This is a genomic window from Streptomyces sp. NPDC045287 (genome assembly GCF_056432325.1).
In genome coordinates this window covers 240,573-257,265 of the sequence record NZ_JBWKJG010000005.1, presented here as the reverse complement: position 1 = coordinate 257,265, position 16,693 = coordinate 240,573, and the positions used below count along the sequence as shown (strand labels likewise).

At 71.2% G+C, this 16,693-nt stretch carries 14 protein-coding genes; 6 read left to right on the top strand and 8 right to left on the bottom strand.

What is annotated here, in order from left to right:
- Nucleotides 1-24: 24 nt before the first annotated feature.
- The 8 genes from AC07D6_RS11435 to AC07D6_RS11400 form a co-directional block, all read right to left on the bottom strand.
- Entirely contained in the window at nt 25-996 is a 972-nt protein-coding gene (locus tag AC07D6_RS11435) for a TauD/TfdA family dioxygenase (RefSeq protein ID WP_479043469.1), read from the bottom strand.
- Between the two features lie 630 nt (nt 997-1,626).
- The gene (locus tag AC07D6_RS11430) at nt 1,627-4,197 is read right to left on the bottom strand and encodes an ABC transporter permease (protein ID WP_479043468.1); all 2,571 of its coding nucleotides are present in this window, start codon (nt 4,195-4,197) and stop codon (nt 1,627-1,629) included.
- The gene (locus tag AC07D6_RS11425) at nt 4,194-5,018 is read right to left on the bottom strand and encodes an ABC transporter ATP-binding protein (RefSeq protein WP_479043467.1); all 825 of its coding nucleotides are present in this window, start codon (nt 5,016-5,018) and stop codon (nt 4,194-4,196) included. Before AC07D6_RS11425 ends, AC07D6_RS11430 begins: the two co-directional genes overlap by 4 nt.
- The gene (locus AC07D6_RS11420) at nt 5,015-5,815 is read right to left on the bottom strand and encodes a sensor domain-containing protein (RefSeq protein WP_479043465.1); all 801 of its coding nucleotides are present in this window, start codon (nt 5,813-5,815) and stop codon (nt 5,015-5,017) included. The genes AC07D6_RS11425 and AC07D6_RS11420 overlap by 4 nt, the downstream gene beginning before the upstream one ends.
- A 413-nt stretch (nt 5,816-6,228) precedes the next feature.
- Complete coding sequence (locus AC07D6_RS11415; protein WP_315880016.1) at nt 6,229-6,462, bottom strand: hypothetical protein; 234 nt, start codon at nt 6,460-6,462, stop codon at nt 6,229-6,231.
- Nucleotides 6,459-6,788, bottom strand: coding sequence for an ArsR/SmtB family transcription factor (locus AC07D6_RS11410; RefSeq protein ID WP_479043463.1), 330 nt, complete (start codon nt 6,786-6,788; stop codon nt 6,459-6,461). Before AC07D6_RS11410 ends, AC07D6_RS11415 begins: the two co-directional genes overlap by 4 nt.
- Before the next feature lie 151 nt (nt 6,789-6,939).
- On the bottom strand, nt 6,940-7,479 hold the full coding sequence (locus AC07D6_RS11405) for a flavin reductase family protein (protein WP_479043462.1): 540 nt from the start codon (nt 7,477-7,479) through the stop codon (nt 6,940-6,942).
- A 382-nt stretch (nt 7,480-7,861) separates the two neighbouring features.
- Nucleotides 7,862-9,412, bottom strand: coding sequence for a tryptophan halogenase family protein (locus AC07D6_RS11400; protein WP_479043461.1), 1,551 nt, complete (start codon nt 9,410-9,412; stop codon nt 7,862-7,864).
- 312 nt (nt 9,413-9,724) lie between these two features.
- Here AC07D6_RS11400 and sbnB point away from each other — a divergent pair, with 312 nt between their 5' ends.
- The 6 genes from sbnB (at nt 9,725) to AC07D6_RS11370 (ending at nt 16,684) form a co-directional block, all read left to right on the top strand.
- Entirely contained in the window at nt 9,725-10,786 is a 1,062-nt protein-coding gene (gene sbnB / locus AC07D6_RS11395) for a 2,3-diaminopropionate biosynthesis protein SbnB (RefSeq protein WP_315880020.1), read from the top strand.
- A 16-nt stretch (nt 10,787-10,802) separates the two neighbouring features.
- Complete coding sequence (gene sbnA, locus AC07D6_RS11390; protein WP_315880021.1) at nt 10,803-11,780, top strand: 2,3-diaminopropionate biosynthesis protein SbnA; 978 nt, start codon at nt 10,803-10,805, stop codon at nt 11,778-11,780.
- Between the two features lie 220 nt (nt 11,781-12,000).
- Complete coding sequence (locus tag AC07D6_RS11385) at nt 12,001-14,235, top strand: MMPL family transporter (protein ID WP_479043460.1); 2,235 nt, start codon at nt 12,001-12,003, stop codon at nt 14,233-14,235.
- Between the two features lie 169 nt (nt 14,236-14,404).
- Nucleotides 14,405-15,196 (top strand): AfsR/SARP family transcriptional regulator, encoded by a 792-nt coding sequence (locus AC07D6_RS11380; RefSeq protein WP_315880023.1) that lies wholly within the window; start codon nt 14,405-14,407, stop codon nt 15,194-15,196.
- 191 nt (nt 15,197-15,387) lie between these two features.
- Nucleotides 15,388-16,353, top strand: coding sequence for a LysR family transcriptional regulator (locus tag AC07D6_RS11375; RefSeq protein WP_479043459.1), 966 nt, complete (start codon nt 15,388-15,390; stop codon nt 16,351-16,353).
- A gap of 55 nt (nt 16,354-16,408) precedes the next feature.
- Entirely contained in the window at nt 16,409-16,684 is a 276-nt protein-coding gene (locus tag AC07D6_RS11370) for an acyl carrier protein (RefSeq protein WP_315880025.1), read from the top strand.
- The last annotated feature ends 9 nt before the right edge of the window (nt 16,685-16,693 follow it).

Sequence of the window (16,693 nt, the reverse complement as noted above, 5' to 3'; positions counted from 1 at the left end):
CGCCCGGCGGGGCGGGGCGGCGGGTCAGCTCAGTGCGGCACGGCTGACCATGTCGCCCATGGCCACGATGATCTTCCGTTCGCCCTCGAAGGGGTCCCGGCCGTGCGAGACGAGCATGTTGTCGATGACCGCCACGTCACCCCGCTCCCAGGGGAACCGCCGTGCCAGGGAGTCGTAGAGCGAACGCAGCAGGCTGATGGTGGCGCCGTCGATCGGGGAGCCGTCGCCGAAGGACGCGCTGCGGGGGTAGGCGGTCTCGTCGTCGCCGAACAGCGACCTCATGACCTCCCGGACGGACGGCTCCAGGCAGGCCGTGTGGTGCAGGAAGAGCTGGTTGAAGAAGACCTGCTCACCCGTGTCGGGGTGCTGGACGACGGCCGGCGCGTTCTGCACCGTCCGCAGGACGCCGTCGGGCAGCCACTCGCACTCCACGCCCTGGGCGCGGCAGCGCTCCTCCACCTCGCCGCGGTCGCCGGTGCCGAACATCTGCTCCCAGCCGACGTCGAGCCCGGGGATGAAGTTGCGCACATAGCGGATGCCGAGCGCCTGGAAACGGTCGCGCAACTCGTCCGGGAGCGCCTCCCACACCCTGCGCCCGTCGACGATCGGCGTCGCACCGCCCCGGTCCGACGGCTGTACGCAGCAGAAGAACTGGCGGCTGGGCCACTGCGGCATGTGGGAGCTCTCGTGGTGGAACAGGATCGACTGCTGGGCCGGGTACGGCGTCGACTTGTAGACCCGTTCGGCGTCCTTCTCGTGCGGCAGGTCCCCGTAATCGCCGTACAGGGCGTTCACCAGGGAGGAGGCCACCGCCTCGAACGCGTCGGCGTCCGCGATGCCGAAGCCGCGCAGGACGACCGCGCCGTGGGTGAGGAGCAGACCGTCGATGGCCGGGCGGTGCCGTGCCGCCCACTCCACCGCGTCGAGGCCCGGTGTCTCGCACCGGAGCAGGGGCGGATAGATCTCGTCGTTGAATGAGACGCCAGGACCGAACATTCCCGACCATCCCTTCCTCTCGTGGTCGCAGGCACCGGCCGCGCCTCGTCCGAGGCCGCTTCGGTCTGCCCGACGGAGTGACACCGCCGGAAGCGCGGCGGCACCATGGGACGTGTTCGGCTTCTGGTCGTGCGTCAACTGGCTTGGTGGCGTGCCCAATGGGAATGACACGAGTCTAGGAAGCCGGGTGTGACCCGGCGACACTCTTAAGTTCGGGGCGAAAATCGCAGGTCACCTGGGATTTCGCGCCAGGGTCCGGCGCGGCCCGCAGGCGGCCGGCGGCACGGGACGGGGCCGTGCGGGGGCGTTCCCACGGGGGTTGACGGCGAGGGGGAGGGCCCCCGGGCCCGTTCCCGAGGCGGCCGGACCCGGGTGGCCGGGCCCGGGTGGACGGGCCCGGAGGGGCCGTGCCGCGGACGAGCCGCGACACCGGCGCCCACGGCAGCCGCCCTGGCGGTCCGGCGGGTTCGGTCCGTGGCGGGAACGGGTCCGCGGATGCCCCGCACCCCCTCCCCACGACGACGTCGGCCTCCACGACCACACCGGGCCGTGGAGGCCGACGTCGTGCGAGGCCCCCCACCGGCGGCGGTGTCCGGCAGCGCACCGGGGCCTTCTCCCGCCCGGCGTCCGCTACTCGCGCACGCCCGCCATCTCGCCGGGCTTGCCGCGCAGGACCAGCCTCGCCGACAGCAGCGTGGTGGCGAGGGTCAGGCCCAGAGCGGCACCGGCCACCGCGACGAAGATCCACGGGGAGCCGTCCGGGACCGGAGAGCCCAGCACGCTGATGCTCAGCGGTACGAGCGTGAGCGCCGCGACCACCACGCCGAGGACGATGCCGGCGACGGCCACGAGGAACGCCTCGACCGCCATCATCTGCATCACCTGGCGGCGCGTGGAGCCGATCAGCCGCTGGAGCATGAACTCCCGCCGCCGCTCGGTCGTGGCGATGACCTGGGTGTTCACCAGGGCGATCGTCGCGTACCCCACGACCATGCCGAGCAGCAGGTACGACATCCACGTCTGCGTCTCGTCCGCCTCCGCCTGGACGACCGTCAACGCCGCACGGTCGGCGACCCGGAGGCCGGGGTGGTCGGCTGCCAGCGCGGACAGCGTCCCGGCGAGCTCGGCCCGGTCCGCTCCCGGCTCGGCCTTCACCATGATCTGCGGCAGAAGACCGGAGTCGGTGTGCGGCACCAGGACGGCGGCGGGCAGCAGTGCGGTCTCGTACCCGCGCCGGCCGTCGAGCGTGGCCACCAGGGTCAGTTCGGTGCGGGTGCCGTCGCCCAGCCGCATCGGCACCTCGTCGCCCAGCTCGTGCCCGGACGCCTCGGCGAACGCCGTCGGCAGGGCGACGGTGTCGCCGGTCAGCTCCGCCAGGCTGCCGCTGGAGGCACGGAACGCGGTGGTCCGGTCCAGGCCGTCCGGGGTGACGCCCAGCATCGGCACCTCGGTGGGCTCCGGCTCGTCGGGCTCGTCGTCCTCGTCCCCGCTGCCGGGCGCCGGCTTCGCGGGGGCGGGCGGGTCGATGTAGCCGATGGTGGAGACCTGGGCGGACGCGGCTTCGACGCCGGGCTGGCGGGCGACGGTCCCGACCAGGTCCAGCGGCAGGCCGCCGCTGACGGAGGTGACGACCAGGTCGGCCCGCAGGTTCTCCCGGAACGCCCGCTCCGCGCCGCTGGACTGGGTGGTCTGGAGGTAGATCAGCGCCATGGCCAGACCGCTGGCGAGCATGACGGGCATCACCGCACCGGTGAAACGGCTCGTACGGGCCTTGGCGTTGAGCGAGGCGAGCCAGCCGGCGAGGCCCGTGACGGCGCTCAGCGGCCCTCGCAGCGCCGCGGTGATCACCTTGGCGAGGCCCGGGCCGAGCAGGCCGAAACCGGCCGTCCACAGCATCGTCGCCGGGATCGCCGTGCTGCCCGCCGACGGGCCGGCGATGTTCGCGGTGACCAGGGCGAGCGCGGTGCCGCCACCGAGGAAGAGCAGCGCGAAGACCAGCCGGGACCTGCTGAACCAGCGCTGCTGGAGGGAGGCTTCGGCCAGCGCCTCGGTCGGCCGGGTGCGGGTCGCGACCCGTGCGCCGAGGAACGCCGCGCCGAGCGCCGTGAGCAGCGCGGTGGCGACGCCGACGGCCATGGGGACGAAGCCCGCGCGGAAGGCGATCGTCTCGGGGACGACTCCGCCACGGGCGAAGGCGTCCAGCAGCCACCGGCCGATCACCGGGCCGGGGAAGCACGCGAGCGCGGTGGCGAACACGGCGATGAACAGCGTCTCGCCCAGCACCATTCGCCGCAGTTGGGCGGGGGTGGCGCCGATCGCCCGCAGCAGCGCCGACTCCCGCTGCCGCTGGTTCAGCGACAGGCCGACCGTGCTGGCGACGACGAAGACGGTGACCGCGGCGGACAGGCCGCCGAACACGGAGGCCAGGGTGACGAGTTTGCCGCCCTCGGCGATGACGTCGGGGTTCTCCGCCCAGCCGCGCTCGTCCCCGGACAGCACCTGTGCCGGTCCATCCCCCACCACCTCCTCGATCGCCTGCTGGACCGGTCCGAGGGCCGTGCCCGGCGCGGTGAACACGCCGATCGCGTCCGCCCGGCCGGGCCGCCCGGTGGCCTCGGCCGCCTCGGTGTCGGTCAGGAACACCGTCGCCGGGTCGAGGGAACCGGGGCCGGAGACCAGCGCGGTGACGCGGTAGGTGCCGGGCGTGCCGCGCAGCGCCAGGCGCAGTTCCTGCCCGACGCGTACGCCGTTCTGCCGGGCGAACCGTGCGTCCAGGGCGATCTCGCCCGCCGCCGACGGCGCCTCGCCCTGCTCGACGCGGTACGGGGCCAGTGCGGCAGACGACCAGCCGTGGCCGGTCAGCGGGGCGCCGCCCTGCCGGTCGTCCAGCACGGCGGCCGGGAACGAGACGTCCGCGGCGGTGCCGGTCACGCCCGGCACCGCCTCGATCCGCTCCATCAGCGCGGTGTCGACGCGGATGCGTTCGGGGAAGACGTCGCGCCGGGTGCCGGGGTAGCGCTGGTCGCCGGTGACGACGACCTGCGCGGCGGCGAGGCGCTCGGGCGGGGCGGCCTTGTGCAGGCCCGTCTCGAAGAGGCCGCCGCATCCCACGACGATCGCGGCGCCGAAGAACAGCGCGATGAACGTCGCGATGAGGCCGCCCTTGTGGAACCGCAGGGTCTTGAGCGCGAGCCTGATCATCGGCGTGCTCCCCGGCCGTGGGGGGCGCCGTGGGCGGCGGCGTGCTCGTTGCCCCAGGCCCCGAGGTGGGTCATCCGCTCGGCGACCTGGTCGGCGGTCGCCCGGTCCAGGGAGCTGACGATCCGTCCGTCGGCCAGGAACAGGACGCGGTCCGCGTGCGCGGCGGCCACCGGGTCGTGGGTGACCATCACGATGGTCTGCCCGGCCCGCTGGACGGCCTCGCGCAACAGCGTGAGCACCTCGCGCGCGGTGTACGTGTCCAGGGCGCCGGTCGGCTCGTCGGCGAAGATGACGGCGGGCTTGGTGATCAGTGCCCGCGCGATGGCGACGCGCTGCTGCTGGCCGCCGGAGAGTTCACCGGGACGGTTGCCCCGCCGGTCCGACAGGCCGACGCGGTCGATGACCTCGTCGACCTCGGCCCGCTTGGCCCGGCGGCCGGCGAGGCGCAGCGGGAGGGTGACGTTGTCGACGACGTTCAACGCGGGGAGCAGGTTGAACGCCTGGAAGATGAAGCCGATGCGCTCCCGGCGGAGCTTGGTCAGTTCCTTCTCGCCCAGCGGGGAGAGGTCCACGCCGTCGAGCAGCACGGTCCCCGACGTCGGCCGGTCCAGCCCGGCCGCGCAGTGCAGGAAGGTGCTCTTGCCGGAACCGGACGGGCCCATGACCGCCGTGAAGCTGCCGCGCGTCAAGCCGACGGTCACGCCGTCGAGGGCGGCCACCCGGTTCTTCGCGCCGCCGTAGACCTTGCGCACGGAGTCGAGCACGACGACCTCGTGGCCGCCGTGTCCTCCGTGACCGTGCGGGCTCGGTGTCCCGTTCATGGGCGGTGTCCTTCGTGTGTGGTGGGCCCGGCGACCGGACGTGTTGGGGTGGGGCGGAGCGGGCCGGGCGCGGCGAGCACCCGCTTGGCCTCGGCGAGCGGGTCCGGCGGGGGGCGGAGCAGGGTGTGGGCGACGGTCAGGTGGAGCCGGGCGGCCGCCACCACGGCGTACGAGGCGTACGCGGCCAGGGCGAGGAAGACGGCCGAGGCGGTCAGCGCGGCCGGCCACGTGTCGATCCAGATCCCGGGGCCCGTGCCGTCCGAACGGCCGATCCGCACCCCGTCCGCGAAACTCCCGTCCGCCTGCCGGGAGTCGACGGCCCAGAACCACAGGGGCAGCGAGACCCCGGCGAGCGGGGTCAGCCAGACCGCCAGCGCGAGCGCGTCGAGGAGCAGCAGGAACGGGTGGAGGAGGATCAGGTAGCAGCAGTCGCGGTAGAAGGCGGGGTCGGTGCAGCGGGCCTTCAGGTGTCCGACGAGCCCCGGTTCCGTGACCTCCTGATAGGCGTACGGGATCGGCGCGTCGACCAGCGCGGCCCGGCCGCGCTCGACCTGGGCGCAGCACCGGACCACCCACACCGAGCCGATGGTGAGCGCCACCGTCACGGTGAGCTGGCTGAAGACGACGCCGACGAGGACGGCGGCGGTCGCCACCGCGAAGAACGCGCTGCCGGCCACGACGTACCCGGCGAGGTACGCGGTCGCCCGCCACGGGGCGGCGGACACCAACATGCGCAGCGGGTTGTCCTGCCGGGGCGTCCGGCGCGCGGGCAGCAGCGAGGCCCTGAAGGCCGCCACGGGCGGCGCGGACGCGGCCCCGCCCCGGTGCGGGCCCGGACCGCGGGCCGGGTCCGGGGCGGAACCCCCGGACGGGCCCGCGGTCGCCGGCGGGGCGGACGGCCCGCCCGGGGCGGGCCCGGGGAGCGTTCCCGGCGCGGGCCCGAACGGGTCTTTGGCGGCGGCCACCGGGGCCCCCGGCGCGGCACCCGGCGGGTGGGCGGGCGCGGCTTCGAACGGGGCTCCCGGCGCGGCGCCGGCCGGGGAGCCGTGCGGAGCCCCCGGCGCTGCTTCGTACGGAGTGCCCGACGCGGCACCGCAGGCGGTTCTCGGGGGCGTCCACGGCGCGGCCGGCCGGGCTTCCGGCGCGGTGCCGGGCAGGGGACCGGGCGGAGTGCGGGGGACGGCGCCGGGCGGCGGCGCTTCGGACGGCGTCATCCCACGCTCCGCAGCAGGGTCTCGATCGACTTGAGGCGGTCGTCGAGCGCGCCCAACTGCCGGTGGAGGGCCTCGTGCCCGGCGCTCGCGTCCTCGGCGAGCTTGCGGTAGGAGGCCATGGCGACGGCGTCGGCGCGGTGCCGCTGGAGCCGGAAGTAGGCGACCACACCGAAGGTGCTGCCACCGGCAATGATCAGGATGATGGCGATCGTGATGACGGCGCCGGTCATGTGGGGTTTCCCTTCACGTCACTGTCTGTGCCTTCCGCGTCCGCCGCCACGGCCGCGGTTATCGTCTCGGCGTTCACGCGCAGGTCGAACGGCGCCAGTTCGAAGTACTTCAGCGCCTTGCCGCTCTTCGACAACTCCAGGCTGCCGACCACCAGACCGGCCTTCTCCAGCCGTTCCAGGTGCATGTACAGCAGCGGTCGGGAAATCCCCAGGCGGCGGGCCAGCTCGCTCACGTACATCCGCCCCCCGGCGACCTCCGCGATGACCCGGAGGCGTTGTGCGTGGCCCACGGCGGCGAGCACGGTCAGCAGCTCCTCGCTCGTCACGGTCCACGCCCTCTCACTGCCGGAAGTATGTAAGTTAAGACTTACACGTGCCTTGAGGGACTGTCAAAGGTCATGCTGGACCTTCTCCTGTCCGGGCAGCGCGAAGGCCCGGCCCCCGGGAGGGGAACCGGGCCTGGTGCGCGACGGACCGTCACATGGCGGACCAGGAACGGAACTGCCGCAGCCCGTACAGGAGCGGGGGGTGGCCGTGCCGCTCGACGATGTGGCGCGCGGTGCCGAACACGGTGACGTGGCTGCCGATCTTCCGGGTCAGGACGACGTCGCAGTCCGCGACGGTGTGCGCGTCCCTGGACAGGTGGGGGCCCGCCATGTCCGGGGTCTGCTCCCAGGGGAGGAGGTCGAAGCGGTGCGGGTTGCCCGAGGCGAAGAGTTCGGCGGCCTCCCGGGCGCCCTCGTGCAGGAGGTTGACCGCGAACGTGCCGCTCTTCACGACCGCCTCCAGCGTGGGGCTGCCGTCGCGGAGGCAGACCAGCAGTGTCGGCGGATCGAGCGACACGCTGCACACCGAGGAGCACGTCATCCCGCGCGGCGCACCCTCGTGGTCGGTGGTGGTCACCACGCAGACACCGGTGGGGAATCCGCTCATCATGGCGCGGAACCCGTCGGGGGTGGCCGGAGCGGACACCGGCGGGGCAGTGGGGGTCGAGGTCCGTGTCGCGGGGTCGGTCATCACGTACCGCTTTCTCTCTCTACGGGAAGCTTGTCGCGGTCGGAGCGGTGGTGCCGGTGAGGCGCTCCGTGTGGTGCCGTACGCGGCGTTCGTCACGGCGGTCGAGCCCGGTTCGGTTCGGTGGCGGGCCGGTCATGGAGGTCGTCACCGGGGCCGACGCCACCGGCGCCGGCACCAGGGGCGCGGACGGGATGCCCGCGCCCGGTCCCGCCCGGAGCACGATGAGCCCGGTCGGGCCCCGGGCGTCCACCGGCATGCCGGTCCGGTGCCGCGGTCCCGCGCGGCAGGCCGTCGGGGCGGGCGCCGGCACAACCGTCGACCGCCCCGCCGGCGCGACCGAGCACCACGGCCACCACGATCGGCTCGGCGCGGCCGACGTCGGTCAGCGCAGCTGCGTGAAGTAGTCGTAGGCCTTGGGCAGCACCTCGGTCAGCCGCTGCGTCTTCTTCCGGATCTGCTCGAACTCCAGCTGTGCGGCGACGCCGTCGGTCAGGGCCAACGCGGGCGACGGCTTGAGGTCGATGCCGCCCATGCCGAGGAGGACGCACATGTACGAGTACGGCGGCAGTCCGTGGTAGTACGGGTAGACCGTCTCCGAGTCGGGGAGCTGCACCTTCCACTTCTCGATGCGCTCGGCCAGGGAATCGGGGATCTTCCGGGTCTTGGTGTCACGCCAGTACTGCGTGTCGTTCCGCTTGGCCGCCACGTAGTGCAGCACCAGGAATTCCCGTACGCCGTCCATGACGTGGGAGACGGCGCTGTTGTACAGATCGCGGTGCATGGAATTCCAGTCCGCGGACGGGAAGTTCTTCACCAACTGCTCGATGGCGTGGTGGATGAAGAAGATGCCGGTCGATTCCAGCGGCTCGACGAATCCGCTGGACAGGCCGATGGCCACGCAGTTCTTGACCCAGGAATTCCGGCTGCGGCCGATGCGCATACGGATGTGATTGGCCTCGACGTCGGCGGCGGACGGGCCGACGAATTCCCGCAGAGTGCGCTCGGCCTCTTCCGGGGAGAGGTAGTCCTTCGCGTACACGTACCCGGTTCCGACGCGGCCCGTCAGCGGAATCGTCCAGATCCAGCCGGCGTCCTGGGCGGTCGCCGTCGTGCACGGCAGAATGCCGCGGCGTTCCATGTCCATGGGCACCTGGAGGGCGACCGCGCTGTCATTGGGAAGGGTGTCCTGGTAGGAGACGAACGGCTCCTCCAGGGCCTGGTTCAGCAGCAGCCCGCGGAATCCGGTGCAGTCGATGAACAGGTCGCCGGTGAGGTCGCCGTGCTCGCCCGTGCGCACCCCGGTGATCCAGCCCCGGTCGTCCAGGGAGACCTCGCGGACGTCGTCCACGATGTGCTTGACGCCGCGCTCGACCGAGTACGTCGTCAGGTACTTGGCGAGCAGCGCGGCCTCGAACTGGTAGGCGTAGGGGAACTGCGTCTTGCCCTGGTGCTCGGACATCGTCAGGCCCTGCATCTCGTCCGCGCCCTCGTCGAAGGGCTGGTCGATCAGCGTGCCGTCCAGGTGGCGCGGGCTGAGACCGGCGTCGATGACGGACGCCATCACGAAGCAGTCCTTGTCGAACCGGTCCGTCGGGCCCTGCTTGAGCCACCAGTCGGTGAGCGGGAAGCCGTTGACCGACCGCATCTGCTCGAAGGGGTGGTAGAAGTAGTGCCCCTTCTCGCGCCAGTTCTCGAACCGGACGGCGAGCTTGTACGTGGCGTTGCACGCCGGCATCCAGTCCTTCTCCTTGAGTCCCAAGAACTCGAAGAAGTGGCGGATGTCGCTGAACGTGGCCTCGCCGACGCCGACGGCGCCGATGTTCCCGGATTCCACGAGCGTGATGTCCATGCGGTCGCCGAACGCGGCCTTGAGGTAGGAGGCCGTCATCCAGCCCGCCGTTCCGCCGCCCACGATGACTACGTTGTTGAGCATTGATTACTCCTGCCGGTAGCTCCACGAGTTCCGGTTCCAGAGGGCCGGACTTCCGGTCGTCGATGGCACCGGCCCGTCCGTGTATTCCCCGGGGTGGCGCCACTGATGAAGAACCCTAGGCAGGCGCGGAAGGGCGGGACAGGTCATTAAGCGTTGGATGAAAATTGCAGGCCGCCATGGTGGTTGTCGCGACGTCAGCACTGTGTCAGCGGGAAGCGGCAGCATTGCCGCGCGAATGGTGGCGGGCGTCGTCCGAGCGACGTTCCGCCCGGGGGTGGCAACGGGTCGCCCGCCTATGCAATGGAGTCGTGCATGACACAGCAAGTCCATGTCCCGCCGTTCGCCGTGATTCCCGGCGCCCAGGTGGACCGTGTGCTGTCCGGCAGCGAGAAGGGCACCGTCGACCTGGTGGAAACGGCGTACCGGGTGCACGGCGAGGGCGACACGGTCAACCCGCCCTCGTACTTCCTGCGCTTCCCCGACCGGCCCTCCGCACGCATCATCGCCCTTCCCGCGTCGATCGGCGGCAGTACGCGGGTCGAGGGGCTGAAGTGGATATCCAGCTTCCCGCAGAACGTGGGCCGGGGCGTTCCCCGGGCCTCCGCGGTGCTGGTGCTCAACGACTACGACACGGGTTATCCGTTCGCCTGCCTGGAGAGCTCCATCATCAGCGCGGCGCGCACCGCCGCCTCGGCGGCGCTGGCGGCCGACCGGCTCTCCCGCGGCCGCGCCCGGCCGGCCCGGGTGGGCTTCGTCGGGACCGGGCTCATCGCCCGCCACATCCACACGTACCTGACCCGGACCGGCTGGGAATTCGACGAGGTGGGCGTGCACGACCTGTCCGCCGAACACGCCGCCGGCTTCCGCTCGTACCTGGAGGGCAGCGGCGCCGGCGGCCGGATCACCGTGCACGAGCGCGCCGAGGACCTGGTGCGCTCCAGCGACCTGGTGGTGTTCGCGACCGTCGCCCCGGCCCCGCACGTCACCGACCCGGACTGGTTCGCGCACAACCCGCTCGTCCTCAACGTCTCGCTGCGCGACCTCGCCCCCGAGGTGCTGCTCGCCTCGGCGAACGTGGTCGACGACGTCGAGCACTGCCTGAAGGCCGACACCTCCCCGCACCTGACCGAAAGGCTCACCGGCAGCCGGGACTTCATCGACGGGACGCTGTACGACGTGCTGACCGGACGGGTCCGGATGCCCGCCGACCGGCCCGTGGTCTTCTCCCCGTTCGGGCTCGGCGTCCTCGACCTCGCGGTCGGCAAGCACGTGTACGACACGGTTCGCGCCGACGGGGACCTGCACGTCGTCGAGGGCTTCTTCCACGAGATCGACCGCTACGGGCGCGCCGGCGAGGCCGGCGGCCGTACCTGAGACGGGGGTGGTCGCAGTGACCGTGATCTCCGCGCCGGAGGACTTCCACGTGGACGATCTCTACGTGGACCTCCGGTCGACCCTCGACACGTCGGTCTACCTGAAGTGCGAGGGCTTCAACTTCGCCGGCTCCATCAAGCTCAAGGCGGCGGCGTCGATGATCGCCGACGCCGAGAGGAGGGGGGCGCTCACCGGCAACTCGGTCATCGTGGAGTCCTCGTCGGGGAACCTCGGCGTCGCGCTGAGCATGATCGCAGCCGACAAGGGCTACCGCTTCCTGTGCGTCACGGACACCCGCTGCAACCTGGTCACCCGGCGGCTGATGGAGGCGATGGGCGCCCAGGTGCACATCATCACCGAACCCCATCCGGAGACCGGGTTCCTGGGCGCCAGACTCGACTACGTACGCCAGCTCTGCGCGACCGACGACCGCCACCTGTGGTTGAACCAGCACGCCAACCCCTACAACTGGCTGGCCCACTACCGGACGACGGCCCCCTCCATCGCGGCGCACTTCCCCGACCTCGACGTGCTGTTCGTCGGCGCCGGCACGACGGGCACGCTGATGGGCTGCGCGCGCTACTTCAAGGAGTCCGGCCGCCCGGTGACGGTGGTGGCCGTCGACTCGGTCGGCTCCGTCACCTTCGGCGGGCCGGCGGGGCTGCGGATGATCCCGGGCCTCGGTGCCGGCGTGCGGCCGCAACTGCTCGACGAGTCGTTCGTGGACGACGTGGTGCACGTACCGGAAGTGGAGGCGATCCGGGTCGCCCACCGGCTGGCGACGGTCGGCTTCCTGTTCGGCGGCTCCACGGGGACGGTCGTCGCGGGGGCCTCGGGCTGGCTGGCCGAGCACCGTCCGGACGGGCGGGCCACGGCGGTGGCGATCTCGCCGGACCTGGGGGAGCGGTACCTGGACTCGGTGTACCAGACCAATTGGGTCAGTGACATCTACGGCGCCCACGCGTTGGACCGGGACGCGATCCGGTCCAGCTGACGACCGCCCTCCGCAGGTCGGCACGGCTCCCGGCACCCACCGGTGTCGGGAGCCGTGCCGTCGTGTCCGCCGGGCGACCGGAACCCGGTCGTCGGGACCGCGCCACACGGACACCGATCCGGCCACCGTCCGGACTTACGGTTGACGTACCTCACCATCACCTGTCATCTTTGACTTACACCCGTTGGGCGGTGATGACGACCCTGAAGGAGCTGGGACAGTGAAGAAGCAGCCGATCACCGTGAGGGTGGCCAGTTGGAGCGCCTTACACCCGGGGCGTGCGATCGCCGCATGGTTCGCGTTCGTGGTCCTGTGCCTCGCCGTGGGCATCGGGGTCGGCACCAACAGCGCGGTCGCCGAGGACTACCGGGTGGGCGAGTCCGGCCGGGCCGAAGCCATCGCGGCCGAGGCGGGCCTGGAGCGCAAGCCGACCGAGCAGGTCATGTTCAGCGCCGGGTCCGGCGAGCTCGACGAGGCGAAGGCCCGCGAGGCGGCCCGGGACCTCAGCAGCCGGATGAAGGGGCTGCCCGAGGTCCTCGAGGTCGAGGAACCGGTCCTCTCCGAGAACGGCCGGATGCTCATGGTCGAGGTGACCATGAAGGGCCCCAAGCGCGAGGCGATGGAGCACGTCGACCCGCTGCAGGAGCAGACGGCCGCCGTGCAGGAGGCCCACCCCGACCTGGTCGTCGAGGAAACCGGCGACGCCTCGGTCAGCAAGGGCCTCAACAAGCAGCGCAGCGACGACCTCGCCAAGACCGAGATGATCACCTTCCCGATCACCCTGGTCACCCTGCTGATCGTGTTCGGCTCGCTGGTGATGGTCGGCGTCCCGCTGCTGCTGGCGGTCTCCTCGATCGCCGCCGCGGTCGGCCTGTCCATGGTGGTCTCGCACCTGATCCCCGACGCCGGCGTCGGCATGAACGTCATCCTGCTCATCGGCATGGCGGTCGGCGTCGACTACACGCTCTTCTACCTCAAGCGGGAACGCGAGGAACGGGACAAGGCGGCCGGCGGCCTCAGCCCCGAGGCCCTGGTCGGCATCGCCGCGGCGACCGCCGGACGCGCCATCGTCGTCTCCGGCCTCGCGGTGATCGTCTCCAGCGCCACCCTGTTCCTGGCCACCGACATCATCTTCTCCTCGCTGGCCACCGCGACCATCCTCGTCGTCTTCGTCGCGATGGTGAGCTCGGTGACCGCCCTGCCCGGCCTGCTGGTCACGATCGGCCGGCGCGCCGACCGCCGCGCCTCCCGCGCCGCGGACCGCGGCAAGCGGCTGCGCCAGCGCCGCCCGGAGCGCACCGGCCGGATGTTCACCGCCCTGCTGAACCCGGCACGCAAGCGCCCGGTGGCCACCCTGGTCCTGTCCACGCTGGTCATGGTGGGGCTGGCGCTCCCCGCGCTCGGCATGGAGCTGCGCGTACTGAACAAGGACACGCACTCCCGGGCGATCCCCGCGATGCAGACCTACGACAAGCTCAACGACGCCTTCCCGGACCGTCGTTCCGAGCACTGGGTCGTCGTCCGCGCCGAAGGCGACCGGCGGGGCGAGGTCGCCACGGCCCTGGACGCGCTCGCCCAGCGGGCCAAGGGCGACCCGATGTTCTCCAAGAACCCGCCGGCCGTGCAGACGTCGACGGACGGGCGGGTCAGCGTGATGACCCTGGCCGTGCCGCACCGGCTCAGTTCCCCCGAGGCGACCGGTTCCCTGGAGCACCTGCGCCAGGACTACCTGCCGGCCACGCTCGGAAAGGTGCGGGGCGCCGAGTACGGCGTGGACGGGCCGGTCGCGGTCGACGCCGACTACCTCGCCCACCAGGACGACAAGCTGCCGGTCGTCGTCGGGTTCCTCCTGCTGCTGACCTTCCTGATGACCGTGCTGGTCTTCGGCTCGGTGGTCATCGGCCTGGTGGGCGTCCTGCTCAACCTCCTGTCCGTCGGCGCGGCCTTCGGCCTGGTGGTCGTCTTCTTCCAGTGGGGCCTGGCCTCGACCGTCTTCGGGTTCGACGAGAGCGCCACGAGCGCCATCGGCTCGCGGGTGCCCCTGTTCCTCTTCGTGATCCTCTTCGGCCTGTCGATGGACTACCAGGTCTTCGTCGTCAGCCGCATCAAGGAGGCGGCGATGAACGGGGTGCCCACCCGTCAGGCGGTCGTCGAGGGCATCGAGAGGTCGGCCAAGGTCGTGACCAGCGCGGCCATCGTCATGGTCACGGTGTTCGCCAGCTTCATGTTCCTGCACCTGGCCGAGATGAAGCAGATCGGCTTCAGCCTCGCGGTCGCCGTCGTGCTGGACGCCTTCATCATCCGGGTCATGATCCTGCCCTCGGCCCTGATCCTGCTGGGTGACGCGAGCTGGTGGCCCTCGAAGAAGATGCGGCGCGCGCGGAGCGCCGCCGCATCCGGAACCAGTGGTGGCCGGTCGGCCACCACGACCGCCCCGGCGGCTCGTCTCGGCTAGCCGCCGGCCCAGGACGGGCGCCGGACCGGATCCCCCGCCGGTTCGGCGCCCTTTCCCCTTGCCCCCATACCATTTCGGTGCGCGAACGCCACCGAGATGGTATTTCCTCCGGTCGAGTGATGGCTGACAGAATTCCCAGCAGTCGCCGACAGTTACGGGGGTTCAGGCCGTGGAGATCAACCTGCTGGGATCGCTCTATCTGAAGCAAGGGCGGGAGCAGTACACCATGGTGTCGAAGCGGGCGAGCGTCGTATTGACGCTGCTGGCGCTCTCGCCCGGGGCGCCGGTCCTCTTCGACCAGATCGCGGACGAGTTGTGGGCGGACCGGTCGATGACCAATGCGCGCAACGCCCTCCAGGCCAACGTCGGACGACTGCGCAAATTCCTGAAGATGGTGACGGGCCTGGACGGCGACTCGCTCGTCCGCACCGTGGGCAGCGGTTACGTGCTCGACGTTCCGGCCAGTGCTGTGGACACGCACAGGTTCGTCGAGTTGGCCGACACGGGCGCCGCACTCGTCCGGTACAACCCGGTCGAGGCCGTCGCGCAGCTCGAATCGGCGCTCCTGCTGTGGCGCGGGCCCGCGCTCCTCGACACGTGCGACGGCCTGCGGTGCCGTGTCCAGGCGGCATATCTGGAGGAGCGCCGGATCACCGCGTACGAGGACCTGACGGCGGCCAGGCTGCGGATCGACGCGGAGCGCGTCCCCCTGGCCGAGTTGCGGCAGTTGGCCCTTGAGCACTCCGGCCGCGAACGGCTCAGCGAACTGCTGATGCTCGCGCTCTACCGCGACGGCCGACAGGCGGAGGCCCTGGAGGTCTTCCACGGCGCGCGCCGCCGGCTGGCCGACGATCTCGGCCTCGAGCCGGGGCGCGGACTGCACCGCGCGTACCAGGCGATCCTGACCCAGGACGACGTCCTGGGGGAGCCGCGTCAGGCCCTGCTCCACGCGGGACAATAGGACGATCCCCGCCCAACGGATTTTTCCCTCCGATACGTGTTCACGCACCATTATTCGGGGCAAGATTTATAAACCATCCGTGGCGAGAATGTGGTGGACGCCACCGGGGGGCCCTGTTAACGTGTGAATCATCTTTGGGCGTTTCATGCCGGGATTTCACATGTTGGGCAGCCGGGTGCCACGGGGGCATTGTGAACATAGAGTTGCGCCATGCCAGGATAGTGACCGTCATAGACCAGGTCGGGAGCATATCCAAGGCGGCGTCGGAATTAAGTGTTCCGCAATCCAGCCTCACCGCGCAGTTGAAACGCATAGAAGATGCGGTGGGCGGCCGGCTTTTCGTCAGATCCTCCTCCGGTGTCGTTCCCACCTCGCTCGGTGAACGGCTCATCCCCATGCTCGCCGAACTCGTCCGGCGTGCCGACATGGTCGTCGTCGAGGCGGCGGCCCACGCCTCCAAGGTGTTCCGGTTCGGCAACTCGGAGTGGACGCCACCGTCCCTGCACAGCGCCCTCCAGTCCTCGCTGCCCCGCACGGAGGTGCAGACCGAGACGCTCAGCCCCACCGCCGCCGTGGACGCGGTGCGCCGCGGCTGGCTCAGCGCGGCGCTGGTGCCGTGCGCGACGCTCATCGAGCCGGGCGACAAGGCCGAACTCGCCCTCGACACCGCCGTCATCGCGCGCGAACCGGTCTGGCTCGCCGTCCCCCAGGGCCATCCGCTGTCCGACGAGCCGGCCCTGGAGAGCCGCCACCTCGCCTCCCTCAACTGGGTCCGCTACGCCCAGGACCACTGGTTCCACCCCATCGAGAAGCTGCTGTTCGCCAGGTTCCCGCACCCGGAACCCGAGGTGCTGCACTACGCGGACGGCCACCACGAGGCGATGAACTGGGTACGGGACGCCAACGCGGCCGCCCTGACCACCCCCACCGGCGCCACCCGCGACGTGTCCCTGGTGCCGATCTCCGGCACGGAGAGCACCGAGATGGTGATGATCTGGCGCAGCGGCTCCTTCGGCCGCGCCACCCTGGCCGGACTGGTGGAGACGGTCCGCTGCTACTACAGCGAGTACGCCCGGACGATCCCGCGCTACTGGGCCTGGATGAAGGAGCACCCCGCCGACTTCCCGGAGCTGCACCGCTACCTCAGGACCGCTTGAGGGCCGTCAGTCGGTCATCAGCCCGCTGTCAGGGGGGTTCGCCAGCATCGTCGGCATGACGACAGCGAACCGCGTGGACGCCGACGGCCGCGCCACGATCAAGGAAATCATCTGCGACATCCTGGAGATCGACGCAGACGAGATGACCGACACCAGTCGCTTCAAGGAGGACCACGAAGCGGACTCGATGGGCGCCATCGAGATCCTCTCCCAGCTCGAACGCGCCTTCGGGATCGACATCGACCAGGCCGAACTGGCCCGGATGGTGAACCTCGAAGGCGTCGTCACCGTCGTCGACGAAGCCGTGGTGGCCAAGGCGGCCTCCCGCTAGGCATCGACA